The sequence below is a fragment of the Halorussus gelatinilyticus genome, assembly GCF_023238445.1.
Classification (GTDB): Archaea; Halobacteriota; Halobacteria; order Halobacteriales; family Haladaptataceae; genus Halorussus; species Halorussus gelatinilyticus.
This window is the reverse complement of record NZ_CP096658.1, coordinates 1,802,745-1,827,749: the sequence shown is the minus strand read 5'-3', so window position 1 is coordinate 1,827,749 and position 25,005 is coordinate 1,802,745. Positions and strand designations below refer to the sequence as shown.

The 25,005-nt window shown below is 68.2% G+C and carries 16 protein-coding genes and 2 tRNA genes; 14 read left to right on the top strand and 4 right to left on the bottom strand.

All coding sequences use genetic code 11. The features are described from left to right. Positions 1 to 228: a DNA-directed RNA polymerase subunit H gene (locus M0R88_RS09425; RefSeq protein ID WP_248656675.1), complete on the bottom strand. Its 228-nt coding sequence runs from the start codon at positions 226 to 228 to the stop codon at positions 1 to 3. A 314-nt stretch (positions 229 to 542) separates the two neighbouring features. Here M0R88_RS09425 and M0R88_RS09420 point away from each other — a divergent pair. From M0R88_RS09420 to M0R88_RS09355, 14 genes are all read left to right on the top strand, one after another. Next, positions 543 to 615, top strand: a tRNA-Asp gene (locus tag M0R88_RS09420). A gap of 172 nt (positions 616 to 787) precedes the next feature. Further along, the gene (locus tag M0R88_RS09415; protein ID WP_248656674.1) at positions 788 to 1,033 is read left to right on the top strand and encodes a group I intron-associated PD-(D/E)XK endonuclease; all 246 of its coding nucleotides are present in this window, start codon (positions 788 to 790) and stop codon (positions 1,031 to 1,033) included. A gap of 134 nt (positions 1,034 to 1,167) precedes the next feature. After that, positions 1,168 to 1,240 (top strand) — tRNA-Asp (locus M0R88_RS09410). A gap of 369 nt (positions 1,241 to 1,609) precedes the next feature. Continuing rightward, on the top strand, positions 1,610 to 3,526 hold the full coding sequence (locus tag M0R88_RS09405; RefSeq protein ID WP_248656673.1) for a hypothetical protein: 1,917 nt from the start codon (positions 1,610 to 1,612) through the stop codon (positions 3,524 to 3,526). A 127-nt stretch (positions 3,527 to 3,653) separates the two neighbouring features. Then, a complete protein-coding gene (locus M0R88_RS09400; RefSeq protein WP_248656672.1) occupies positions 3,654 to 5,267 on the top strand; it encodes an FtsZ/tubulin family protein in 1,614 nt (537 codons plus the stop codon). Position 5,268: 1 nt separating this feature from the next. Next, on the top strand, positions 5,269 to 6,729 hold the full coding sequence (locus M0R88_RS09395) for a hypothetical protein (RefSeq protein WP_248656671.1): 1,461 nt from the start codon (positions 5,269 to 5,271) through the stop codon (positions 6,727 to 6,729). Between the two features lie 321 nt (positions 6,730 to 7,050). After that, on the top strand, positions 7,051 to 8,118 hold the full coding sequence (locus M0R88_RS09390; protein WP_248656670.1) for an FtsZ/tubulin family protein: 1,068 nt from the start codon (positions 7,051 to 7,053) through the stop codon (positions 8,116 to 8,118). A gap of 26 nt (positions 8,119 to 8,144) precedes the next feature. After that, positions 8,145 to 8,381: a hypothetical protein gene (locus M0R88_RS09385; protein WP_248656669.1), complete on the top strand. Its 237-nt coding sequence runs from the start codon at positions 8,145 to 8,147 to the stop codon at positions 8,379 to 8,381. Then, a complete protein-coding gene (locus M0R88_RS09380; RefSeq protein ID WP_248656668.1) occupies positions 8,378 to 9,448 on the top strand; it encodes a hypothetical protein in 1,071 nt (356 codons plus the stop codon). The genes M0R88_RS09385 and M0R88_RS09380 overlap by 4 nt, the downstream gene beginning before the upstream one ends. Next, positions 9,445 to 11,550 carry a hypothetical protein gene (locus tag M0R88_RS09375; protein ID WP_248656667.1) on the top strand — a complete coding sequence of 702 codons (2,106 nt, stop codon included), beginning with the start codon at positions 9,445 to 9,447 and terminating at the stop codon, positions 11,548 to 11,550. Before M0R88_RS09380 ends, M0R88_RS09375 begins: the two co-directional genes overlap by 4 nt. A gap of 1 nt (position 11,551) precedes the next feature. Continuing rightward, a complete protein-coding gene (locus M0R88_RS09370) occupies positions 11,552 to 12,760 on the top strand; it encodes an FtsZ/tubulin family protein (RefSeq protein ID WP_248656666.1) in 1,209 nt (402 codons plus the stop codon). A 1-nt stretch (position 12,761) separates the two neighbouring features. Further along, positions 12,762 to 15,569 carry a hypothetical protein gene (locus M0R88_RS09365; RefSeq protein WP_248656665.1) on the top strand — a complete coding sequence of 936 codons (2,808 nt, stop codon included), beginning with the start codon at positions 12,762 to 12,764 and terminating at the stop codon, positions 15,567 to 15,569. A gap of 2 nt (positions 15,570 to 15,571) precedes the next feature. Beyond that, entirely contained in the window at positions 15,572 to 16,579 is a 1,008-nt protein-coding gene (locus M0R88_RS09360) for a hypothetical protein (RefSeq protein WP_248656664.1), read from the top strand. After that, on the top strand, positions 16,572 to 19,271 hold the full coding sequence (locus tag M0R88_RS09355) for a COG1361 family protein (RefSeq protein WP_248656663.1): 2,700 nt from the start codon (positions 16,572 to 16,574) through the stop codon (positions 19,269 to 19,271). The genes M0R88_RS09360 and M0R88_RS09355 overlap by 8 nt, the downstream gene beginning before the upstream one ends. Positions 19,272 to 19,484: 213 nt before the next feature. Here the strand turns inward: M0R88_RS09355 and M0R88_RS09350 are convergent, their stop codons facing one another. Genes M0R88_RS09350 through M0R88_RS09340 form a run of 3 tightly spaced genes read right to left on the bottom strand, consistent with a single transcriptional unit; the run spans position 19,485 to position 25,005 of the window. Continuing rightward, positions 19,485 to 22,661, bottom strand: coding sequence for an outer membrane protein assembly factor BamB family protein (locus M0R88_RS09350; RefSeq protein ID WP_248656662.1), 3,177 nt, complete (start codon positions 22,659 to 22,661; stop codon positions 19,485 to 19,487). Beyond that, complete coding sequence (locus tag M0R88_RS09345; protein WP_248656661.1) at positions 22,658 to 24,364, bottom strand: ATP-binding protein; 1,707 nt, start codon at positions 24,362 to 24,364, stop codon at positions 22,658 to 22,660. Before M0R88_RS09345 ends, M0R88_RS09350 begins: the two co-directional genes overlap by 4 nt. Then, a complete protein-coding gene (locus tag M0R88_RS09340) occupies positions 24,361 to 25,005 on the bottom strand; it encodes a hypothetical protein (protein WP_248656660.1) in 645 nt (214 codons plus the stop codon). Before M0R88_RS09340 ends, M0R88_RS09345 begins: the two co-directional genes overlap by 4 nt.

Below are 25,005 nucleotides of genomic sequence, written 5' to 3'. Positions count from 1 at the left end.
TTATTCTACGACGAGTCGGTATATTGTCGCGGTGTCTGTCGTTCGGGAATCGCGCACGATCTTGATCACGTCACCGACCTCCGCGTCGTCGGGGAGCGCGGGGTCGGTGCGTTTTATCTTCGGTAAGTCGGTCGATTTGATGTCGTACTCCTCTAACACGCCGTCTAACTCCTCGTCGGCGACGATGCTGTGGTCCGGAACCATGTCGTGTTGGCTTACGTCTACCATGTGTGGCGATGGGTTGTCTGCGCAGAGGGAGAAATGGCTATCACGAGATACTACAGGGCTTTACACAGCGGATTCATTTAAGACTTGCTAAGTAGTTCCCGCACTGCTAGCTGTTCGACCCCCACCGTCCCCAACCGAGGGGAGTGCCTACGAGTGTCACCCACTCTATGGAGATATAAATCGTTTGCGGCGACGTGTGCGTTCCGACCGGTCGGTGCCGCGAGAGCGCCGGCGACACCGAGAGGGAGTCCCGTACCGGAGTCGTTTGAGAAGCCTTAAGTCTAACCGGGGACAACGAAGGAATGCACTCGGAAGCCCGGGTGGTGTAGTGGCCCATCATACAACCCTGTCACGGTTGTGACGCGGGTTCAAATCCCGCCTCGGGCGCTTTCTGCGACGCGAAACATCGCGACTAGTTGTTCTGTTACGTTCTCGTGCGAAGAGATGTGTACTTCTGCGCAAGAAATGAGCCGGACTGTTACGATTGTATTTGAGACCCTAACCGCCACTGTCGAGTCGATATAGTCAATATTTACTACTGTTTACGATATGTTCGCGTATGGGCAATACGAAGGACCGAGGTGACGAGACGGAAGCGAGAGTCATCAACGGAGAGTACCGCGAGCGCACCTATTACGGCGAAGTAGACGCGTTCGTCGTACGGTATCCGGCGAGCGAGACACTCTATCGGGTAGAGATAGACGAAGCGAACGAACAGAAGATGGAACTCCGGTTCGATTCGGAAATAGACCATCCATCGATTAACTGGGCTAAAGAGTACGAATTAGATAGAGTCCTCCCGTAGTCACTCGATTTACGATGCGTCGAATCTCGGTACAGAATGACGGAACAATTCCGATGCGTGATAACAGAATACAATACCGGAGAGAATCGGTACGCCTTAATACAGTGGTCCAAAAGAATAGGATGCACTCGGAAGCCCGGGTGGTGTAGTGGCCCATCATACAACCCTGTCACGGTTGTGACGCGGGTTCAAATCCCGCCTCGGGCGCTTTCTGCGATAAATCAAACTTCGAGCAGGGTCTCCGCTCGCTTCGCCGTGAGCCGCGACCACTCGGCCAGAGGGATTTGAACCCCGTCAGTCGCACGCCCGGAACGGCCGCAGGCCGCACGCCCGGACCGTCTGACTCCGGTTCAAATCCCGCCTCGGACGCTTTCTCCGACGAACTAACCGTCGAGTAGTTCGTCTGCTCGCTTCGTCACGAATCGAACTGCGAGACACGTTTCGGTTTTCACACTCGTCCCGAAACTCGACACTTCGAACGAGTTTCGGAGCTGACGAATTCCGCCGTCTGCGGTTATTTCCGGCGGTCGAAGCAAGGGTAAACGTTTTGAAACCCCCCTGTGAGATATGTAGGTGATGGCTACAGGTCGTGAAACGAAAACGACGCTCGCGGCGTGGGGGCTCGCAGGGGTACCGATACTTGCGACGTTCGTTCAGACGACGTTGGCGATGTTGGAGACGACGCTCGGGTCGGCGGGACTCGGCGGCATTCAAGGCGCGATTCGGTCGATTGCGGTGTTCGACGCCGCCGCCGTCTTGATGTGGAAGAGTCCGACGCTCGTGTTCGGACTGTTCATCCTCATCGCGGGCGCGTGGGTCGCGCAGGGCGTGGCCCAGTTCGGGCGGCGCAACCGCGACGTGACGTTCGCGGCCGCGGGACTCGTGTCGGTCCTCTTCTTCGCGCTCTTCTTCGGCGTCTACGCGCCGATGTTCGGGATGGACGTGCCGACGGTGCAGGTCGTCGGCTTCTTCGCGGTGCCGGTGCTGGCCGCCGGCGCGGCCATCGCGGCCGCGCTCCGTCACGATTGGGACGAGAAAGTCGTCGAGGAGAAGTCGGCCGAACTCGCCGAAGTGGCCTCGGAGTTGGACGAGAAGCGCGAGACGTTCGAGGAGACCTATCGGCGGCGAATCGGCGACCTCGACGCGCTCTCGGAGGTGGCCCCGACCGGCGTCGAGCGCGCGGAGGAGGATCGCCGGGAGTTCCGACGCGAGTGCGACGACATCGCGGCAGACCTCGACGCCGCCGAGCGGCAGTCGGCCGAGGAGCTCCGAGTCGAGGCGGCCTCGCTCCGGAGTCGGGTCGATTCGCTCGACCCGGAGGCCGAAATCGAGCGAATCGGCGACGACCTCCGCGACCGGGTCGCGTCGGGCGTGAAGACCACGTACGGCACCGTCCAGTGCTGGTCGCGGTACGACCGAGCCTACGAACTCGTGAACCTGCCCGGTCGTTTCCGCGAGATTGACGTGCCGGCCTTCGACGCCTCGGTCCACATCGACCGCGTGAGCGACGTGCTTCTCGACCGCGTGGAGGCCGGCGACGACCTCCAGACCGTCGGGGCGGCCGTCGAGCAAGTAGACGACCACGTCGAGCGAATCGAGGCCCACGTCGGCGAACGCGAGGCCGCGTTCGCCGAGGCCGCCGAGCCGGTCGAGTCGGACCTCGAAACCGTCGAGGCCAAGATAGAGCGGTTCGACGGACGCGTCGCCGACCGACTCGCGGAGCTGGCAATCGAGGGGCGTCACGACGACCTTCCGAGCGTTCGGACGGTCCGGTCGGAACTCGACGCCGGGAAGGACGACCTCCACGACTGTCGGTTCGACGACGCCGAGCGCCGGGCCGAGTCGGCCGCGGCCGACGCGAGCGACCTCGTGACGCTCGTGGAGTTCGTCTGGAGCGTTGTCGGGACCATCGACCACGGCGGCGAGCGCGTCTCGCTCCCGAGCGGCGTGGACGAGACGCTGCTGGCCGAACTCCGACCGGCGTTCGAGCGCGACTACGACGTGGACGTCCGGGTCGAAGGCGGCGCGGTCCGACTCGCCTATCCCGACGGACCGGCGACCGCCGAGAGCGACGCCGCCCCCGCCGCGGTCGGTTCCCGGTCGGTCGGAGTGACCGAGAGCCGGAGCGACGGGGAAGCGGACGGCCGAGAAGCGAGTGGCCGCGACGCCCGCGACCGGCGAGGCGAGCGAGCGCGTCCCGAGGAGATAATCGACTCGGTGCTGTTCGTCCTCCGAGAGCTGAAGAACGCCGGGCGCGAGACCGACGGCGACCGGGCGGAACTCCAGACCGACGACCTCCCCGAGAGCGTCGCCACGCCCGCGGTGTTGAGCCAGTTGGAGCAGTTCGGCACGCGCCAGACGGACGTCGTGGCGGAGTTCGACGTACAGGAGGGCGCACCGCCGGGGTTCGTGGAGCTGGTTCCGGAGGACGGGACCTCGACCGACCGCGCGATAGACGCGCTTCACGAGCGGTATCAGGAGCAGTACGCGTGAGCGCCACGACGGCGAGCGAACGACCGATAGCGGGCGGACGAGCGACGGTAGGAAAGCGACCGGCGGCGGGAAGACGACAGCCGGGACGAGAACGACAGCGAGCGGGAGACAGACGCGAGCGACAACAATGACAAAGTGCAGAATCTGCTTTCAGACGGAGACGGAATGGGACGAAGACAACCTCGACGAACACCTCCTCGGGTCCCACGCCGCGGACGAGACGTCGGTCCGGGCGGTGTACAGCGACCGATACGACCGACTGTTCGAGGACGGCGAACCGACGGACCTCGGCGACGAGGACGACTCCGAACCGGACGACTCCGGGCAGGTCGATCAGATCGGGACCTCGATGGACGACGGTCCCGCGGTGGACGACGACCTGCTCGACTCGGCCTACGGGAAGAAGTGGTACATGATCGGCGTCGGCGGCGCGGGCAACAACATCATGGACGCCATCCTGCTCCGGAAGCACACCTTGGAGAAGAACAACGAGGACCGGGCGATGGTGTGGCGCGGCGGCCTCGCGGGGTACGGGATGCTCAACACCAACATCGCCGAGTTGGAGCAGACCTACTACGCTCAGGAACTCAAACAGTACAGCCGTAACGACCTGTTGCCCAACGCCATCATCGGATTCGGCGTTCAGGACTACTCCGGGATGGGTCGGCGCTGGGACCTCGGCGAAAAGGTCGTTCAGGCCGACTTCGAGGACGGCAACCCCTTCCGCGACAGGTGGGACATGGACCCCCAAGACATTCGGGACGCGCAGGCGCTCATGTTCGTCCACAGCGTCACCAAGGGGACCGGGTGCGGTTCGACCCCGGCGCTGGCCGAGCGAGTCCGCGAGGAGGTCCTCTCGGACGATTACGTCATCGACAAGGCCCTGCTGAGTTCGGTGGTCATCCCCTCCGCCGAGGACAAGTTCGGCGGGCGGGCGCGGACCAACGGCGCGGTCGGACTGGCGCGCATCTCCCAGACCGCCGACGCCGTCATCCCGTTCAACAACGAGCGACTGCAGGACGTGCAGGGCGACGTGAAGCCCCGCATCGACGGCATCGAGAAGTACAACCCGCCCCAGTACACCGAACTCAACAAGCCGCTGGTCGCGTACCTGGAGGCGTTCACCATGTCCTCGACGCCCCAAATCGTGGATCAGGACGCCACGATGTCGATTCAGGGCGAGGTGTTCGACGTCTCCGACAGCTTCCGGCCGGTCGAGGACAAGTATCCGCTGGACATCGACCGCGAGTACAACCCGGCGGTCGTCCTCGCGCCGGTCCTCGGGCGGTCGCGCGACGCTAGACTCGACAAGTCGGGGCTGGAGATTCTGGTCCGCAACGCGCTGTTCCACAACAAACTCTCGGACTTCGACCCGACGACCGCGTGGGGCGGCACGTTCCTCGTCTACGGGCCCGAGGAGAAGATGGAACACGTCTCGCCGTACGTCAACGACAACACGCTCCGGGAGATTATCGGCGGCGAGGAGTTCCTGAACGTGGACGACGTGAGCGGTGCCGAGTCCATCGACATCCACGTCAGCCAGATGGTCATCCCGTATCTGGACGACGTCTACCTCTGGGGCGCGCTCTGGAACCCCCGGATGCCGTCGCTCGAAGCGATGTACGACCACGCCAAGCAACTCAAAGAAGAGGGCAACAGCCGACAGGCCGAGAGTCTGCGGGACATCTGGCACCTCGTGGACCCGCTGTTCTCGTGTCTCGGCCGGGAGAACATGGCCTGACATGCAGACGGTCGTTCCCCTCGGCGGCCTCGCGGCGGCCGGACTCGTCTGTTCGCTGGCCGCGGTCGGGGTAGCCGGATTCTTCGGCCGCGGTTCCGACGACGAGGACGACCTCGCGGAGGTCGCCCGCCGCCTCGACGCACGCGAGGACCCCGACGCGATAGCGCGGCGACTCGACGACCTCGAAGACGCCATCGACGACCTCGCGGGCGACGCCGACCTCGACCGCCACCTCCGGGACGCGCCCGCCGCGGACGCCACCGGCGTCGAGAAGGCCGAAGCGCTCTCTCGGGCGGTCGAAGGTGACCGTCTCTCGATTCGCCCGCCGCGAACCGGCGACGCCGACGCGGGCGCGGACGGCGCGGTCGCCGACGCGGCGGCCCGACTCCGGCGCGACCGGACGCCCTCCTCGCCCGCGGCCCGCAAACTGCTCGACGCCGCGGCCGCGCCCGACCGCGCGGACCCCGACGAACTCGACGCCGCGCTGGAACGCGCGGTGACCGCACTCGACCGCCAGCGAGCGCTCGAACGCGCCGTCGGCGAACTACCCGACGACGGACCGGTCGCGCCGGGCGACGCCCGCCGGGCCGGGAACCACCTCGACCGGACGGACGGCGAACTCACCGCGGGCGTCCAGCGATTGGTCGAGACGGTCGCGGAGTCCGAGGAGAGGGGCGAGAGCGCCGACGCCGGTAGCGACGCCGGCGACGCCGACGACGGCGTGCAGTCGGTCGCGGCCGACGTGCGCCGCGAACAGCGCCCCGAGAGCGCGGTCGCAAAGCGCCTGCTCGACCGACTCGCGTCGCCGGGCATCGGCGACCTCCGGGCCTCGCTCGACACCGCGGTCGAGCAGTTGGACGCCGCCTCCACGACCCAGAGCATCGTGGCGGAGTTGGACCGCGAGTCGGTCGCCGAGTTGGCCGATAGCGTGGCGGACCGACTCGACGGCCGGTCGGGACCGGTCGCCGACGCGCTCGGCGAGCGCGTCGGCGAACTCCGCGGGATGGTGGACCGGGCCGACGACTCGAACGCGGTCATCCCCTACGCGGTCCGCAACGAACTCCGGTTCTACGACCGGACGCTCCTCGCCCGACTCGACGAGGGGAGCGACGCGGGCGCGAGCGAGATGTTCGGCGACGAGGCGTTCGGCGACGCCAGCGGCGGAGCGAGCGCGGGCGAGTCGGGGACGAGTCCCGACGACCGCATCGCGGCGGTGGCCGACCGGCGCGAGGAGTTCGAGGACCGCTACGTGGACGGTCGCAGGGACCACAACCACAGCATCCCGCTGCACTTCCTCTCGCTGGTTGACGCGCTCCGCGAAGACGCCGAGGAGGCGACGGCCGTCGGCGACGACGCCCGAGCGACCGGACTGGCCGCGGCGGCCGACGAGACGCTCGACTACGTGGAGAAGCTCTACGAGCGAAACGAGTACAGCGTGATGCTCCGGCGACTTCGAGGGTGACGCTCGGCCGCCCGCAGCGACTTCGCGGTCGAGGGACCTTGGGTCGCGCTCGGCGTCGGGCTTCGAGAACGGAAACGTAATCGTGCAAAAGTTACCAATCAGGTCCGAATTCGCGTATCCTTGAATTTCTATTTCCGTTAGGTATATGTGTTCTCTTTGTGGATAAGTGACCGACGTACCGACATGGTATATATATTTGCTGGCACCGGGCAAGCGGGTAGCGCCATCGTGGACGACGTGTTCGGGCACAGACGCGTTTCCACTCCCGCGGCTCCCTTGGTGTTCAATTCGACCATCCGGGACCTTCGGAACCTTTCGAACGTGAGCGAGGCACACCAGTACGGCATCGCCGAGCGGCACGGGCTCGTCGAGCGAGGCACGCCGGGTTTCGAAGAGCAAGTGACCGGTGGCTTCGGTCGGAACCCCGTGCAGGCCGACCAAGTGATGGAGAGCCACCGCGAAGAGTTGATAGACAAGCTATCGGCGCACTTCGACGAACCCGACGGGACGCCGGGAGACATCCCGTTCGCGTTCGTCTGCCTGGGGCTCGGCGGCGGTACCGGCTGTGGTATCGCCCCGCACGTCGCGGAGGCCATCAAGGAGTACACCGACGGCGTGGCGCAGGTCATCGGCGTCGCGGTGTTGCCCAACACGAAGGGACCGGTCGCAGAGGACGACGAACAGATCAGCGCGGGCCGACAGGCGTGGAACACCGTCTACGGTCTCGACCGCCTCGAAGAGACTGTGGACGGCATCATCCTCGTGGACAACCAGCGACTCGCCTACGAGGACGCCGCCGAGGGGCGCTTCTCGGAGTACAACGAGTACGTGGCGTCGGGGCTCGTCGACCTCATCTCGGGTTCGACCTTGGAGCGAATCGACCCCGGCGAGTACGACGACGTGGACCCGCCGGTCGTGGACCTACAGGACGTGGTGACCTCGCTGTCGTTCGACACGCGAGGGACGAACGCCCGGCCGGGGTACGCGACCCTCGGTCGGTCGGTCACGCTGACCAAATCCCTGCTAGGTTACCTGCTGCCGTTCGTCGGCAGTCAGTCGGTGGACAGCAGCGCGCTCCCCCGACTCGCGGCGGGCAAGCGGACCCTCGCCGAGGCGTCGCCCGACGACGCCGAGAAGGCCATCGGTCTCGTCCGCGCCCCCGTCGAGTACGTCTCGGGCGGGAGCAAGGGCATCGAGACCTCGACGATGCGTCGGTTCCTCGAATCGAAGTGTCCCGAGGTGAACATGGGCGTCGCGCTCACGCGGCGGAATCTGGCGTCGTTCACCTCGCTGTACACCTACCGGCGCGAGAACGTGGACCGAATCGTGGAGATAGAGGAACGGGCCGACGAGTACGAGCGGCAGAACGAGGCGCGGCAAGTAGCATGAGGCGAAGTGTAATAATCATAATCTTTATGGCCGTTTCGGCGGTGGTCGCGGCGTCGGCCGGAACCGCCGCGAGCGTCGCCGACCCGGTAGCGGCGTCCACGCTGGCCGACCAGATAGACGCCCAGACCGACGACACGACGGCCGCGCTGGCGGCCGCCGACGACCCGTGGGTCCCCCGAATCGCGGGGCTCGGACTGGGACTCGCGGTCGGACTGGTCGGCGGCGGCGTCGGCGCGTATCTGAACCGAGGTGACGGCGGATGAGGCGGCTTCTGGTCGGACTGTTCGTGGTTTCGCTGGTCGTCGGAGCGGTCCCCGCGAGCGCGGCGACCTACCCCGACGCGGGCACGGCGTGCGCTCAGACCTCCGGCGGCGAGGTGCTGATCGGCGTCCTACCGGGCGCGTCGAACCCGACGTCCCAGCAGGTTCTCACGGGCGAGACGTCGCTCTACCCCGGAACGACGTTTCAGGTCGCCCTCTGCAAGGGAGGCGAGGTGAAGCCCACCCGCGGACCGGAGTGGAAGCTCGAGAACCCCGAGGGACTGGAGGTCCTGAATCGGACCGACGCGACCGTGACCGTGCGCGTGACCGGCGAGAAGTCGCGGGTCGACCTGCCGGGACTCGTCTCCGGCAAGCAGAACTTGGCGGGCGTCTCGGTCGTGGTCCAGCAGTCCCCGACCGTCGAGTCGAAGTTGGCGAACGGGTCGATAACCTTCGAGAACGCGTCGGCCGCCGACGCGTATCGGAAGGCCGAACAGCGCTATCTCGCGTCGCTCTCGAACCTCGAAAACGCGACGGCGCGACTGAACGAGTCGGCCACCGCGCTCGAATCCGGCGGCGGAGACTCCGCGGCGCTCAACGAGACGGTCGTCACCGCGGTCAACGAGAGTCGGAGCGCCGTGGCGACGCGAGGCGAGGCCCTCGAAACGCGCCTCTACGAGACGGCGTGGCGGAGCGACGGGCGGACGGCCGCGCTGTCGGCGCTCGACGCCGCACAGCGCCGCGAACGCCGCACCGACGCCGAGGCGGAGCGAGCGATGACGCGATACCACTCGGCGCTCGAAACCGCCGCGAGCGACGCGAAGACGACGGTGCTGCTCAACCTCGGCGGGGCGGCTCTGCTCGGTCTCGTCGCGGGCGCGCTCCCCGGTTGGAAGCTGACCGCGAGCAGACTCGAAGACATCCGGTACGACCGACAGGTCAACTCTGACGTGAGCTACGGCCTGGGCGTGTTGGTGCGGGCGGTCGGACTCGCCGTCCTCACGCTCGCGCTGACGGTCGGCGGACTGGTCGCACTCGGCGGCCTCTCGACACTCGGAGGACTCCTATGAAACGAGAAACCAAATCGGCACTCGGCATCGGCGGCATCGTCATCGTCGCGGCGGCGGTCGGACTCGGACTGTTCCTGTTCACCAGTTCCCAACTCGGCGTCGGCTTCATCGCCATCGGAATTCCGACGCTGCTGGTCGTCGGCGTCGGCGTCTACGTCCGGAGCGTCGTCTCCCGACAGGGCACCAGCGAGTCGAACTACACCAAACAGCAGGCGACCGAGACGGCGACCGACCTCCGGGACTTCCACGCGGAGTTCGAGGCGCTCCACGGCGAGTACCCCGACTGGAACGCCGACGACGTGGAGACCGACGTGGAGCGCGTCGCCGACGACCTCGAAGAACAAGGCGTCAGCTTCGACACCGCGGCGGGAACCTACTCGACCAAGCGGTTCGGGTCGGCCGACATCCAGGACTTGGAGCGAATCCAGTCGGACGTGCGCGACCTCGATTCGACCCTGACCGACTCCTTCGAGGAGTTCGTCCGGAGCGAACTCCGGCGACTCCGCGACACGCTCGGCCGACTGGAAACCGCCGACCTCGCGGACGTTCGGTCGTGGCGCGGCCAGCAGGCAGTTGACGACGCCGGCCACGAAGTGGACGAACTCGAAGACGTGCTGGCCGACCACCGCGCCGACGCGACCGACGTCGTGGAGCGAGCGAGCGAGGAAGTCGAGACCCTGCTCGCGGACGTTGACGGAAGGGTGGACGACGCCCGCGTTCGTGACCTCCTCGAAGACGCCCGGTCGCGGGCGGAGGCCGACGACCACGACGGCGCGGTGGACACGGTGCTGGACGCCCAAGCCGCGCTGGAGGGCGACCTCTCCGGGCGGTTCGAGGCCGACCGCGAGTCGGTCGAGAACCTGCTGGAGGCCGTCCAATCGTCGGTGGTCGAGGAGTACGTCAGCGCGCGCCACGTCGAGCGAGTCGAGGAGATAGACGCCGCGATGGCGTCGCTCGACTCGGCGCTCGACGTGAGCGACCTCCGGGAGCACCGCGACGACCTCCGGGAGGTCAGCGTCGAGATGGTCGCTGAGATGGAGGGCGACCTCGAAGACGACCTGTCGGCGCTCGGGCGGGCCGACGTGCCCGCGGACTACTACGAGTGGCCCTCGGCCGGCGACGAGGAGTACGAGGCCCAACTCCGACGGACCGACGACCTCGACCAGTTCCGACTGACGTGGACAGGCGCGGTCGGCGACCTCTCGAACGCGCTCGACGACCTCTCGGAGAAGGCGTCGGTCGCGCGGTCGTACGACGACATCGAGTCGGTCATCGAACAGGAGATTCGGGCCAGCGCCGAGGTCGCGGCCGACGACCTCCCGGTCAAGGACGCGGGCGCGTTCATGGAGCTCTACGCCCGCAAGCACGCCGAAGTGAGCTACGACCCCTCGGGACCGGCGCTGGTCGCGGCGGGCGACGGCGAGACCCACGACGTGACGGTGTTCGCCCAGTTCGAGGAGGGCGGACCCAAGCGCGGCGTCGCCATCGAAATCGAGGGGACGGCCCACGACGACAGCGAACACCGCCGGACCCACCTCGCCGAGGAGGTCACCTTCGAGGAGGTCCCCTTCGGCGAGTACGAGGTCCGGGCGGTCCCGGACCCCGACGACTACCGGACCCCCGAGGAGACGGTCACGGTCGAGGACGACGCGCGGGTCGAACTCACGATGAACGAGGTCGGCCTTCGCGAGCAGGTCTGCGAGGGCGTCGAGGCCGACATCCGCGAGTACCTGCCCGACCTCGAAGACGACCTGACCGACCAGTACGACGACGAGGGGTATCTGGCGGCGTCGATGGACTACCCCATCACCGACGACTACGTGCCGTGTCTGCTGGCGCTCTGGGCCGAAGAGGCCGACCTCTCGGTGACGCGGACCGACGCCGACGGCGTGGTCGCCTACGACGGCGAGCAACTCGACCAGGAGGTCGAGATGGTCGTCCAGCACAACCTCGGCGAGAACGAGACGATGACGTTCGACGACTTCAGGACCCGGTTCCTGTCGGCACCGCTTCCCGACGACGTGATTCGTGGGGCCATCGCAGACGCCGAGTTCGGCGAATCGGTCGAACTCACCGCAGACGGAGTAACCAAACGAGCCTAACATGTCAAGCAAGCAGAACACGTACACGCAGTGGATGGTCATCGCTTCCGGCGAGGGTGGTGGGCGTATCGCTTCGCAGTTTTTCACCCGGTCGGACAACCCCGGCATCGACGACCGCATCCTCGTGATGAACACGAACCGGGCGGACATCCGCAACACCATCACCCGAATCGAGGACAGAATCGACGACGACCCGTGGGCGCGCCACGCGCTGGAGTTCGGGTCCCAGCAGGGCGCGGGCAACTTCTTCGTGACCGGCAAGGAGGCCGCGCGCGAGGACTTGGACCGCATCGTCGCCAGCATCAGCGACCTGAGCGGCCACACCGACGCGTTCCTCCACGCCGCGACGCTGGGCGGCGGGACCGGCAACGGGTCGATACCGTACGTCATCGACCAGTTCAGGAGCGGTCTCGACACCAGCCAGCACAAGCAGTGGATGGACAGCACCATCCACGCCGCGCTGGCGGTCTGGCCCTACTACTACGAGGCCCCCCAACGCCAGTTCAACGCGGTCTGCGGTCTCTCGCGGCTCCTGCGGTCGTCCGACGGGAGCCAGAACGCCGACATGGTGTTGCTGGTCGCCAACTCCCATCTGAGCGACGACGAGACCACCGGCACCGACTACGGTCAGGTCAACGACCAGATCATCTCGGCCATCGACCTTATGATCGGCGCGGGCCGGGAGACGCGGGGCGTCATCGACATTCAGGACTACGTGACGGTCCCCTCCCAAATCGGGGCGTACCACTTCACCCCGGCGGTGGCGACCGAACTGAACGGCGACCTCTTCGAGATGGAGTACATGTTCGACAAGGCCGCCGAAAACGCCTTCGTCCCGATGGACGTGGGCACCTCGCGCGTCACCTACGCCGTGGTGCGAGCGCCCGAACACATGATAGAGAACGGCGACATCACGGAACCCGACGTGCAGAACGCCTTCAACGAGTGGAAGCGCAAGCACGGGTTGCTCGGGGCCTCAGGCATGACCAGCCTCACGCCGAAGCAGGACCGGAGCAACGAGGTGGACGTGTTGCTGTTGCTCGGCGGGTTCGACTTGGACCCCCTCCTCGACCACTCGTGGGACGAGTTCGAGGAGTACAAGCAGAGCCTCCAGTCGGGCCGGTCGCTCGGGAACGCTCGGCTCTCGGCCGACGACCTCCGGCGCATCGAGGACAACCTGACGGAGTACATGGAAATCAACGAGGGGTAGCATGGCAGGGACGAACTCCTCACGACGCGAACGCCTCGGCGCGACCCTCCTCGCGGCCCTGCTGGCGCTGTCGGTCGTCGCCGGCGTCGCCGGGTTGGGGGCCGCGAGCGACGGCACCGACCACGTCACTCGGAACGGCGACAAACTCGTCGTCAAACTCGGGGAGAACGCGACGGCGACCAAACAAATCAGCGTCTCGGTCGCGGGGAAGACCTACACCCATCCGGAGAAGGCGAAGAAGAAGGCGACCGATACGTTCCGCATCCCGGTGAAAAAGCTCAGCGTTCGGAAGAAGAACCTGAAGAACGCGACGGTGACGGTGAAGTCGAACGGGACCGAGCTATTCTCGGAGACGGCCAACCTGCGATACCTGAAGTTCGGGAAGACGAAAGCGGCAACATTCGAGAACGGGAAGCTCCGCGTGCCGCTGAAGCAGGCGCTCGGGTACGAGGGCGGTACCTCGGTGGCGTTGAAACTCGACGGCTCGAAGAAGCCGGTGTCGGGGACCGTCAAGTACGAGAACGGCAACCCGTATCTCGCCGTCAAGTTCGACGCGGGCGCGGTCTCGCTCCCGCTCGACAAGAAGGCGAAGCTCGCGGTGCCGAACCGCGCGAAGACCTCGATGAACATCCGGAAGCACGTCGCGGACGCGACCCGCGTTACGGCGCTCGACGGCCGGACGCTCGCGGTGTCGAACCCGCTGTTCGGGAACGGACAGTACGACCTCACGGTCGAGACGAGCGGCGGGCGGTTCGCCGGCGCGGTCGGCGCGAAGAACGGCCGACTCACGCTCGCGGACTCGGCGGTCGCGGCGGCGAACCGCTGGACCGTCTCGGCGTACCGCGACGGCCAGCCGCTGTTCGTGAACGTCACCGAGCAGGCCCGCTCGACCGAGACGATAGCGGCGAAGGTCTCGCAGAACGGAAGCGTCGTGTCGCTGGCCGACCAGTCGGTGACGGCGAAGCGAACGACCGTCTGGCTGACCAACGCGACCCGGAACGACTCGGCGACCGACCGGTCGCGATACGTCTCGGTCTCGGTGCCGGTGAAGAAGGGCGACGTGAACCTGAGTTCGACGCCCTACCGCCTGAATCCCGACGGCGGCTACCGCGTCATCGTGACGGGCGAGCAGTTCGTCCGCGCGGCGGTGACGGGCAACGAGTCGGCGAACGACACGCTGTTCTACGCGTCGCAGAGCGCCGCGAACGGTGGCGGCGGCACGGGTGACGGCGACTCGTCGGGCGTGTTGAGTCTCGTCACCGGAAACAAGATGCTCCTCGGCGGCGCCGTCGTGGTCCTCCTCGTCGGCGTCGTCGGCGTCGTCGCCGGCCTCAGAATCGGCGGCGGCGGCAGTTCGAGCGGTACCAGCGCGGGGGCGTCCTCGGGAACCCGAGACCACCAGGTCGAGCTTCGAGCGATAGACGCCGGCACCAACTCGCTGGCGACCGAAGACGTGCGGGTCGTCGCCGAGCAGAAACACCGGACCGCCCGTCGGGGGAGCGACGGCCACGAGGAGGTCACGCTGACCGGCGGCTCCGGGTCGGTGACGCTCCAACGCGGGACGTGGCGCTTCGCGGCCGAAGCCGCTGGCGTCACCGACGAGAAGCGGCCGCGGAAGATTCAATCCGACGAGACGCTCCAGTTCGAACTCGGGCCGCGGACGGTCCCGGCAACCGTGACCGACGGCGAGGGCCAACCGCTCTCGAACGTCCCGGTGACGGCCACTATCGAGGGGGGCCAGAGCGACACGCGCCGGACCGACTCGGACGGGAGCGTGACGTTCAGCCTCCCGCTCGGGGCCGAGGAAGTCGAGCTATCGGCCAGCCACGAGAAGTACGACGACGACGCGACCACGGTGGCGCTCGACGGGAGCGTCGGCGAACAGTCGCTGTCGCTCGAACTGCGGACCGGTGGCCTCGACGTGACCGTGACCGTGGACGGCGCCGCGGTCTCGGGACTCCCCGTCGAGATTCGCTCGCGCGAGAAGGCCGTCCGAGAGGTCGGCGGGAACCGAGAGGCGACGACCGGCGCGGACGGCGCGGCCGAGTTCGACGACCTGCCCGTCGGGAAGTACGAGGCCGGGACGGAGATTCCCGGCGACGCCTTCGCGGTCCAGTCCAAGCGCGTCCGGGTGCGCGACGGCCAGCGGACCCGCGCGACCCTCGACGCGAGCTTCGAGTACGGTCTCGACCGGCGACAGCGCGACCGCATCGCCGATATTCGCCGCGACGTGGACGCGCTGACGACCGCCTCGGGCCGCGACGTGGCGATTCCGCGCTATTACGGGAGCGTCGTGACCGCGCTGCTCGACGCGGTGGAGCGACTCCCGCGGGAGGGCCACCGGTTCGCCATCGCCGACGCCGACCCCGACGAGGTGGTCGCGGCGCTGCTCGACACGGCCGAGGAGACGGTCGAACTCGTGGACGACGCGATGGCGACCAAGCGCAACACCGACCTGTTCGGTGCCTGCGTGGACATGCCCGACGCGAGAGTCGAGTGGAGCGGCGACTTCGAGGCCGAGACCCTCTTCGGCCTCCTCGCGGAGGACCGCACGGCGCAGCGCCAACCGGTCCGGACCCAACTGCAAGCGGTGGACGACCGCATCAACGACGAGCGCTCGGACGTGGCGGTGGTCGCTCCGGCCCGCGAACTCTGGGAGGGCGTCCAGCGACTCGTCCAGCGCGCGCCCGACGACGACCCGGTTCGGGGCGCGGCGGTCGTCCTCGCGGCGTCCGGACTGCTGGACGCCGTGGACGAACTGTTCGACCACGAGGAACTGCGCGAACGACTCGAACGGACGGTGTTCTAGACGTGACGGAGACACACAAACGCGCCCGATGCGCGTTCGCCATCGCGGTTATCTGCTGGTCGCTGGTCGCTCCCGCGGCCGCGACCCAGACCCAGACGGAGGAGTCGTCGCCGGAGACGGCCGACGAGTTCCTCGACGCGTTCCGCGGACTCGAAGGGCACCCGGCGTTTCAGGAGTACAGCGAGTTCGAAGTAGTCAGGGCACAGGCCGTCTCGACCGTGCAGGTCGGGACGTTCACCGACGCGAAGGCCGAGCGGATGCGGTTGGTGTACGAGGTGTTGGTGACGTTCGACGAGGCCTACAACCTGAGTCAGAGCGGGTCCCGGATAGAGAGCCTCGAACGCGCCAATCGGACCGAGGCGCTCGTGGCCGACCTCCGGGCGGCCGGCGGGAGCCAGTACGCGGCGCTGACCACCCTCGCACTCGACCGGTTCTACCAGAATCAGGGCGAAGCGCTCCACCAGGCGGCGCTGGCGACCAACGACACGCGGAGCAGACTCGACCTGATGAAGAGCGCGGCCACCGCGTACAAGCGCGGCGGCGCGGTCCAGCAGTACTCGAATCTGGTCGTCCAGCGCGAGCGACTCCAGGCGACCTACCAGACCGACGTGGAGACGCTCAACGAGTCGGTGGCGGCCGCGGGCGAGTTCCTCGACTCCTGTCGCGAGTCGTGCGACTCGGCCGTCGGCGCGCTCACGACCCACACGCTGTCGGTGTTCGACCGGTACGCGTCCGCGCGGGCGGCCAGCGACCGACTCGTGACCGCCGCGGACGTGACGGCCGAACACGGACTGTCCGACCGCGCCGAGCGAATCTCCGAGATGCGCGAGCGCACCCAGTCGGCTGTCGCGTCGCTGGCGCTCGCCAGCGCGATGCTCGCGCTCGGATTCGCGGCCGCGGTGGCGCTGGTCGCGGGTCTATTCGCCCACCGCCTCACGGCGTGGGCGCGCGACGTGGACGACGCCCAAATCGGTGACATCGTGGCGACCGAGGGGGTTCGTCATGGATAGACGCAGTGCGGTGACGGTCTGTCTCGCGCTGTTTGTCGCGCTCCACGGCTTCGCCGGGGCGGCGACGGCCCAGTCGAGCGTGACGGTGAGTCGGGCGTCGGCCGCGGCGAGTTCCGGCGACCAGATAACCCGGACGCTGACGACGACCTTCGAGGCGACCTCGAACCGGACGGTCACGGTGAACGGCCAGATGGCCGACGGGAACGTCGAGTTCGCCTTCCAAGAGTGGACCGACCTCGACGGCACCGCGAGCGGGAGCGGGACGTCGTGGCAGGTCCGGGCGGGCCACGAGTACGAACTGCGCTACGAGGCGACCGTCCCCGCGAGCGCCAACGCCGGCTACCACACGGCGTACACCGCCGACGGCGGCGCGGAACGAAAACGACTCACGGTCAGGGTGACCGAACCGCAGTTCGGATTTATCGACGACCAGGACGCGACCGTGGTGTTCGAATCGAAGAACACCGGGAGCGCGACTAAGAAGGTGGACATCCCGAACACCGGCGAAGGCCAGATGCGGCCCTCGGAGGTCACCTTCAGCAACGTGCCCGACGGGTTCACGGTGAACGCCCAGAACCTGCCGGACAGAATCGACGCCGGCGGCACCAAGTCGATGAAGCTCCAAATCGAGGCCGACGAGTCGGTCTCGAAGGGCAACTACCAGTTCCGGGCGACGGTGACCGACAACCTCGGGAACAGCCAGAGCTTCGACGTGTCGGTCACGGTGGCGAAGCCCGCGGTCCTCGACGCCGGAGACGACGGCACGGTCGATGTCGGCGACGTCCTCGTCGGGAGCGACAAGACCGTCGAGTTCACCGTCTCCGAGGAGGGCGGTTACACCGGCATCAGCGGCGTCACTTCGAAAGTCACGAACTCCGACCAGTACGGCTCCATCGGATTCAGCGGCCTGCGCTACCTCGACACCTCGCCCGACGGGTCGGCCACCGCGGAGGTGTCAGTGTCGGTGCAGGACAACGCGCCCCAACACAGCGACCTCCGGTGGACCGCGTTCCTCAAGCCGGACGGCGAGAACAGCGTCGGCAAGAAGATAGAGTTCACCGGGCGAGTCATCTATCCGGCCCGGTTCGGGAGCCTCTCGACCAGCAACACCTCGATGGTGTTCGACCAGCCCAGATCCGAGGTCGATTCCCACACCAAGACCATCGAGGTGATGGTGCCCAACACGGGTGACAAGAAAATGAACATCCAAGGTGCGAGCGCGGGGACCGACAGCAGTCGCGTCACCGCGAGCGTCGTGGACGCGCCCGACACCATCGCCGGCCAGTCGAACGGCAAGGTGGCAGTCCGTGTCGAAGCCGACCCCTCGACACCCCAAGGCGACTACGGACTCAGCGTCAGCGTGAACGCCGAGGAGGCCGGGAGCAAGCAGATAAGCCGCCAGATTTCGGTTAGTCACGGCGTCGAGCTATCGGTCGAGAAGACCTCGCTGACCTACGGCGACGTCATCGTCACGAAGAACCTCACGAAGAGCACCGACGTGGCCGAGGCGTTGGAGTACCGCGACGTGAGCGGCCTGTCGGTGACGAAGGTCTCCGGGCCGGACAAGTGGCTGACCGTGGTCGAGCGCCCGCCAGCGACGCTGACCGCGGGCGACGCCGCGCCGTTCGTCGTGGCGCTCCGGTTCGACACGTCGGCGGAGCTGTACCGCAAGTACACGTGGACCTACCGCGTCGAGGGCGATAACGTCCAGAACCAAACGGTCACCGTCACCGCGACGCCCAAGCCCTACTCGTTCGACCAGATACGCGACCCGCTGAATCAGTACACCGGGTCGGGCGACTGGCAGAGCGAGACGGCCTCGGGGATGGTGACGACCCTCGACACGCTCGAAAGCGAACTCCGGAACGGCGGCGAGGTGTCCCGGACGGACCTCTCGACTTCCATCGCGGCCGGGCGAGCGACCCTGCTGTTCATCGAGTCGGTCCAGAACGCCCGCGAGACCAGAGCTAGCGACGGCAACGAGGCCGCCCAAGACGAGGTGGTCCGGGCCGCCGCGACGTACAACCTGCTGGACAACTACGTCTCGAAACTCGACGACTCGCAGCTGCGCAACTCGGCGGACAAGTCGCGGGCCGCCGCCGACGAGACGGTGCAAAAGCTCGTCTCCCAGCAGACCGACTACTACCGGTCACAGCTCGACTCGGGCAACGTCTCGATGATAGAGCGCGCCCACATCAAGCGCCAACTCGCGCAACTCGCCTCGCTGCAGGGCAACGACCAGCGCGCCGAACGCCTCCGCACCGAGTCGGCCGCGGCGTTCGACGCCTACACCGAGACGGTCAAGAAGGGCAACGAGAAGCGCCAGTCGGCCCGTCAGCTCCACGACGAGATGCGCGACGAGATGCTGACGGTCGTCGCCGGCCAACCGCTCATGCTCAACCCGGCGAAGTGGGACGCCTTCGGACGGAAGACCTCGGCGGTGCAGGCGGCCTACGGCGAGGCCGCGACCGCCTTCCGGAAGGCGGGCGCGACCGAGGAGGCCCAGAGCGTCGCGGACGAGCGCCAGCGGATGGCGAACCGCTATCGGATAGCGCGCTACTCGCTGTACGGTTCGACCGCGGCCTACGTCCTCGGGTTCGTGGGACTGGTCGTCTACCTCGTTCGCTCGACCTACGCCTACGTCCGGGACGCCCGCGAGGCCGTCAGCGGCGACTTCCTCGTGGCGTCGTAGCGCGCGAGCAACCCTTTCGTTCGTTTCGGTTTGTACAGAAGCCGCAGCGGATTCTCTATCGTTTCGTTCGATAGAACAGCGATGGGCGGGGGTTCGTGCGAGGAAAGAGTTCGTGTGGGGTACCGAGAGAACCGGAAAACGGGCGAACTGAAAAGTCGAAGAGAGCCGAAAACCGGAGAAATCCAAAATCCGGAAAACCGGAGAGGGGGCGCGTCAGGCGTCCTCGAACGTCGACCGGAGGTGGCTCGGACGCCCGTCGTCGGCGTCGCCGCGCTCGACCGACCAGTCGGCCAGCGTCTCGTCGGACCAGTCGTCCTCCTCGGCGGGGGCCGGGCCGCACACGGTCACCTCGCTCTCGTCGCCGTCGGCCGACAGCGAGACCGAGACGCTCGCCTCCGGGCCGTCGGTCTCCACGTCCACGAAGTGGGTGAACTCGTCGCCGGGTTCGAGTCGCTCGACGTCCTCGCCGCCGGCGTACATCAGGTCGCTGACCGCCTCCCCGGTCGCTTCGACCGAGAGGTCCTCGACCGGCGAGTCGCCGCGGTTTTCGACCACGACGACGACGCTTCCGTATCCGCCGGAGACGCGGGTCTCGTCGCCGACGTTGACCGCGACGGTCTCGATGCCCGCCGAGTCGGTCGCGGACGCTTCGCCGACCCGACCGAGCGTACCGAATCGCTCGGTCTCGCCGTCCGCGAAGGCGTACTCGACGACCGTCTCGACCGCTCCGTCCAGCCCCGACCCGTCTACTCGCCGGGTCCACTCGACCGTCTCACCGGCGGGCACCCGGCAGTCGGCGTCCCAGATGCCGAGTTCGCGGGTGCCGATTCGCTCGACCGCACAGTCCACGTCCCGGCCGTTTTCGAGTTTCGCCCGGACGAGGTAGCCGTCTTCCTCGAGAGCGAAGACGACTTCGGCGGCGAGGTCGGCGGGTTCGACCGAGACGCGTTCGCTCTCGACCGCGCAGTCGGCGTCGTCGCCCGCGACCCGTCCGGCCGGGAGGTCGGTCGCCTCGGCGTCGAAGAAGGCGTGAGAGCGCTCGACGGTCGCCCGGTCGTCGGGCGCGAGGTCGCCGACCGAGACGGTCTCGTCGGCCAGCGAGAGTTCGACCCCGGTTGCGTCGTCGTCGCCCTCGTTACGGACCGCGATTCGCTCGCGGACGCCGTGGGTCCGTGCGGGGTCGGTCGTCTCCAGTCGCCGGTCGGCCGCCAGCACCGGGCCGGTCGCGCCGGCGGCGTCGCCGACCGTCGCCGCGTCTTCCGCGGCGTCACCGCCGGCCATCGCGGACGCCGACGCGGAAGCGTCGCGCCGCCGGGACTCGTCGGACCCGGTGGAGTCTCCCGGGTCGTCGCGCCGCGGAGCGTCACCCTGCCGGGCGTCGCTCTCGGTCTCGGGCGCGGGTCTCGGCGACTCCTCGCGTCGGGGCTCGGGACCGGACTCTCGTCGGGGCGACCGCCCGTCTCGGTCGCGCGGGGCCGGTCGGCGGTCGGTCTCTCGCCGGGGCGGACGCCGGTCGGCTTCCCGTCGCGGCGAGCGCCGGTCGGACTCGCGTCTCGGTCGCCGGTCTCGCTCGCGCGACTCGCCGCCGCGCCCTCGTTCGCGCCGCGGCGACCGTTCGCCTTCCGCGCGGCGAGAATCCTCGCGTCGGCCGTCCTCGCGGGGCGAGCGACCGTCGCGCCGCGACGGACGCTCGCGTTCGGGCGGCCGACCGTCCGACCGACCCGACCCGCCGCGGCCCGCCCTGCCGAAGCGGCGGCCGTCGAACCGGGCCGACGCGCTCGCGCCGAGACCGACCAGACCGGCATCCACGTCGGCCGTCTCGACGGTCCGTTCGGGCCGGAGCGCGACGACGAGTCGCTCCCCCGCGCCGAGTTCGACCCGGCGCTCGACCGGGGCGTCGAAGCAGTCACCCGCGACCGCGAGGTCGTCGGCCACGGTCGCGTCGGTCGGGTTCTCGACGGTCACGTCCACAAACCCGTCGGTGGCGTCGACGTCGATTCTACACCCGCGGTCGGGGAGCGCGGCCTCGACCTCGGCGGCGGCGGCGTCCCCCCGGACCGCGACGGGGACCGCGGTGCCCGGCTCGAAGGGGAGTTCGAGCTCCGCGGCGGCCGACTCGCCGGGCGCGAGCCGACCCAACTTCACGTCGCCGGGCGACACCGAGACGTGGGTCGCGGGCGCGTCGCCCTCGTTCTCGACCGCGACGGTGAGCGCGGCCGCGCCGTCGGTCACGGCGTCGAGTTCGACCTCGGCCGCGAGCGACGCGCCGGGCGGCGCTTCGACCGACAGCGACAGCGACGCGAGGTGGTCGCCGTCGGACTCGACCGCGAGCGCGGCGGTGTCGTCGGCTCGCACCGACTCGACGCGGAGCGAGCGCGTCGCCGACTCGCCGGGCGCGAGGTCTACCGTCCACTCCGTCCGGTCGAGCGCCGCGCCGTCGCCGACGGCCCGGAGCGGTGCCGCGACCGGGCGGTCGCCGACGTTCTCGACGCGAAGGTCCACGGCGTCGGTCTCGCCCGGCACGAGTCGCGGGTCTTCGACCGCGACGTCGAGCGCGTCGGCTGGGTCGGCGGTCGAGGAGTACACCGCGATAGTGCCGTCCGCGACCGCACAGAAGAGGTCGCCGTCGCTGGTCGGATACACGTCGCCGCTCGGGAGGTCTTCTACGGGCGTGTAGGTGCCGTCGGCTTCCAGCGACACCAGTTTCCCCTCGGCGGTGAACAGCAGGGCGTCGTCGCCCCGGTCGGGGAGGTCCGCGACCGCGAGTTCCCGCTCCCACTGCTTCTCGCCGGTCGTCAGGTCCACGCCGACGACGCGCTCGTCTTTCAGCGAGACGACGATGGTGTCGTCCACGATGCCGGCCGACTCGATGGCACCGTCCAAGTTCTCGTCGAACCGCTCGCTCCCGTCCAAGTTCCGGACCGCGAGGAACGACCACGCGACGAGGACGAACGCGCCGTCCGTGCCGAAGAAGCCGGGGTCGCCGGTCACGTCGGCGTGGGGCCGGTCCACGCCGAACTCCTGTCCGCCGGTCTCGCCGTCGAACCCGACGAGTCGGTCGTCGTCGGTCACGACGCCCAGCACGTCGGCCTCCGGCAGCGCGGCGAGTTCGCTCGCCTCCGGGAGTTCGACCGACCAGACGCGGGTTCCGGCGGTCGAGAGCGCGACGACGCTCCCGTCGGCCAGCGCGTACACTCGGTTGCCGACCGCGAGGTCGGCTATCGGGGCCTCGAACGCCACGGTCGTCCGGCCGTCGGCCGCGACGATTTCGACCGCGCCGTCGTCGGTGCCCAGCACCACCCGGTCGGCGTCGGCCGCGACCGCGGTGACCCGCCCCGACTCGAAGGACTCGGTCGGGGCGTAGCCGCCCGCGGGGCCGGAGTGGCTCACGAGTCGGCCCCTCCGGTGGGCAGTTCGGGGGCGTCGCCGCCGTCGCCGACGCCGGCGGCGTCTCCGCTCGCGGCGGCGTCTCCGTCACTGCCGGCGCCCTCTCCGCCGCCCGCCGCCGACGCGAGCAAGTCGCCGAGTCCGCCACCGCCGCCGTTGCCCAGCGAGATGCCGTGTTTCTCGGCCTGCTCCTCGACGTAGCGTTGCATCTCGGGGTAGCCCTCCAAGTCGTCCAACTGCTCGCGGACGCTGGAGACGTACTGGCGGACCGTCTTCGGTTCGGTGTCGTTCAGCCACGAGAGCAGGTAGTCGGTGTCGGGCGTGATGGCCTCGCGGTCGTCGTGGACCACGCTCTCGACGAACTCGCGCTGGAGGTCGCTCCCCAGCACGCGGTCGGCGATTTCGGCCGGGGTGTAACCGACCGACTCCTCGCCGAGTCGCTGGAAGTCTATCTCGTCGGCGTTGGGTAGGTCCCGGAGGTTGACCTCCCAGACCTGGGACATGACCTCGGCGTCGGGTTGGGGGATGAACTGCTGGATGGGGAAGCGCCGCGTCGCGGCCGGGTCGATGGTGAACGGCATGTTGGTCGCGCCGACGACCAGCAGGTTGTCCTCGATGTCGTTCATCTCCTGCAGGAACGCGTTGGTCAGCGACCGCTCGTGGCGCTGGAGGCTGTCGTCGCTCCGGTCGGGAATCAGCGTCTCCACCTCGTCGAAGAAGAGGACCGCGAAGCCGTCTTGGGCGACCTGATGGGCTTGGTCGAACACCGCCTCGATGCGGCGCTCGGACTCGCCGGGATAGCGCGACAGCACGTCGCCGCCCTTGACTTCGAGGAACTTCACGTCGCCGTACTCGTCTTCGATGTCGGTCTCGTTCTTCGCCTCGTGGGCGATGGCCTCGGAGATGAGCGTCTTCCCACACCCCGGCGGACCGTACAGGAGCATGCTCCCGCCCCGCGAGGCGAACCCCTCGCCGTAGAGGCGTTCGACTTTCTCCTGCTTCTGGGGGTCGAACATCGCCAGCATCGTCCGGGCGGTCTGCTTGACCGTGTCGAGTCCGGCCACGTCCTCCTCGAAGCTCTTGGTCGGCTTCTTGGGCGTCACGTCGATGTCCACGTCGTTCTCGCTCTCGCCGCCGGGACCGCCCGCGCCGCCCGGACCGCCACCCGAGCCGCCGCCACCGCCCGAACCGCCGGGCGCGTCGGGACTGCGGTCCCGTACGTCCGACCGGGAGACGAACTCGATGTCGGTGTCGTCGGTCACGCGCAGGGTCCGATACCCCGACGGCTCCATCGAGTACACCTGCACCGGCACGAGGTCGTCGCCGTTCGAGACTATCTCCTCCATGTTGTGGACGAGGTACTCGCTCTGGCGCATGAATTGCTCTATCTGGTCCTCGGGCGCGCCGCGGACCCGGAGTTCGACGCTCCGGGCGGCCTCCACGTCGCGCTTGCTCACCTTCGCGTCCACGTAGAACGGCGACGAGAAGTCGATGCCGCCGAAGATTTTGGCGACGTTCTCGTGGAACTTGACCTTGTTGCCGATGCCGCCGACGAAGTCCTCGACCGGTTTGGCGTAGAAGAACGCGTCGATGCCGCGGTGTTCGAGTCGGACGACGTTCGAGGAGTTGACTCGGCTCTCGCCGACCCGGACGTGCGAAGTCGGTTGGCTCTCGTTGGTTATCGGTTGTAGATTCGTCTTGTTCATTGTTGGCTCCGGAACTGGTCGGCCGCCCACGCGACGAACTGCTCGGGACCGTCGCCCGCCGCGACGCTCCGCTCGGCGTACCGACCGTTAGCTGTCGTCTCGTCCAGCACCGTTTCGAGCGCGTCGAGTCGCTCGACCACGCTGTCCCACGCCGCGACCAGCGCGGCGTCCGCGCCGTCCACGACGACCCTGCCCCGAACTCGGCTCGCCTTTCCGGCGAGATCCGCGACCGAGTCGCGGAGGTACTCCAGCAGCGCCCACCAGTTGCTCCCCGCGGGGTCGCGCCCGAGCGGGACGACGACCCGCGACCCCGCGACCTCGACTCGGCCGGTCTCGCGGAGTCTGTCGAGCGCGCGCTCGCCGCCGTCCAACGCCGCCGCGACCCGCTCGGGCGTCGGTCGGTCGCGCTCGTCCAGCGCCGCCAGCAGGCCGACGAACGCCTCGTCTCTCGGGGCGGGGTCGCCGCCCGTCGGGAACGGGGCACCAGCCCGCAGTTGCTCGGCGACGTCGGTCAGCGTCGTGCGGACGACGGCGGCGTCGTCCCACGCCGCGGGGTCGCCCGCGAGGACGGTCGCCGACAGCAGGTCGTCGAGCCGGCGGTCGAGGGCGCGAGCGCTACCGAGGAGCGACTGGGCCTGCAT

Coding starts and splice junctions, on each gene's coding strand:
- M0R88_RS09425 (WP_248656675.1), bottom strand. CDS start 228: ATGGTAGACGTAAGCCAACACGACATGGTTCCGGACCACAGCATCGTC.
- M0R88_RS09415 (WP_248656674.1), top strand. CDS start 788: ATGGGCAATACGAAGGACCGAGGTGACGAGACGGAAGCGAGAGTCATC.
- M0R88_RS09405 (WP_248656673.1), top strand. CDS start 1,610: ATGGCTACAGGTCGTGAAACGAAAACGACGCTCGCGGCGTGGGGGCTC.
- M0R88_RS09400 (WP_248656672.1), top strand. CDS start 3,654: ATGACAAAGTGCAGAATCTGCTTTCAGACGGAGACGGAATGGGACGAA.
- M0R88_RS09395 (WP_248656671.1), top strand. CDS start 5,269: ATGCAGACGGTCGTTCCCCTCGGCGGCCTCGCGGCGGCCGGACTCGTC.
- M0R88_RS09385 (WP_248656669.1), top strand. CDS start 8,145: ATGGCCGTTTCGGCGGTGGTCGCGGCGTCGGCCGGAACCGCCGCGAGC.
- M0R88_RS09380 (WP_248656668.1), top strand. CDS start 8,378: ATGAGGCGGCTTCTGGTCGGACTGTTCGTGGTTTCGCTGGTCGTCGGA.
- M0R88_RS09375 (WP_248656667.1), top strand. CDS start 9,445: ATGAAACGAGAAACCAAATCGGCACTCGGCATCGGCGGCATCGTCATC.
- M0R88_RS09370 (WP_248656666.1), top strand. CDS start 11,552: ATGTCAAGCAAGCAGAACACGTACACGCAGTGGATGGTCATCGCTTCC.
- M0R88_RS09365 (WP_248656665.1), top strand. CDS start 12,762: ATGGCAGGGACGAACTCCTCACGACGCGAACGCCTCGGCGCGACCCTC.
- M0R88_RS09355 (WP_248656663.1), top strand. CDS start 16,572: ATGGATAGACGCAGTGCGGTGACGGTCTGTCTCGCGCTGTTTGTCGCG.
- M0R88_RS09345 (WP_248656661.1), bottom strand. CDS start 24,364: ATGAACAAGACGAATCTACAACCGATAACCAACGAGAGCCAACCGACT.
- M0R88_RS09340 (WP_248656660.1), bottom strand. CDS start 25,005: ATGCAGGCCCAGTCGCTCCTCGGTAGCGCTCGCGCCCTCGACCGCCGG.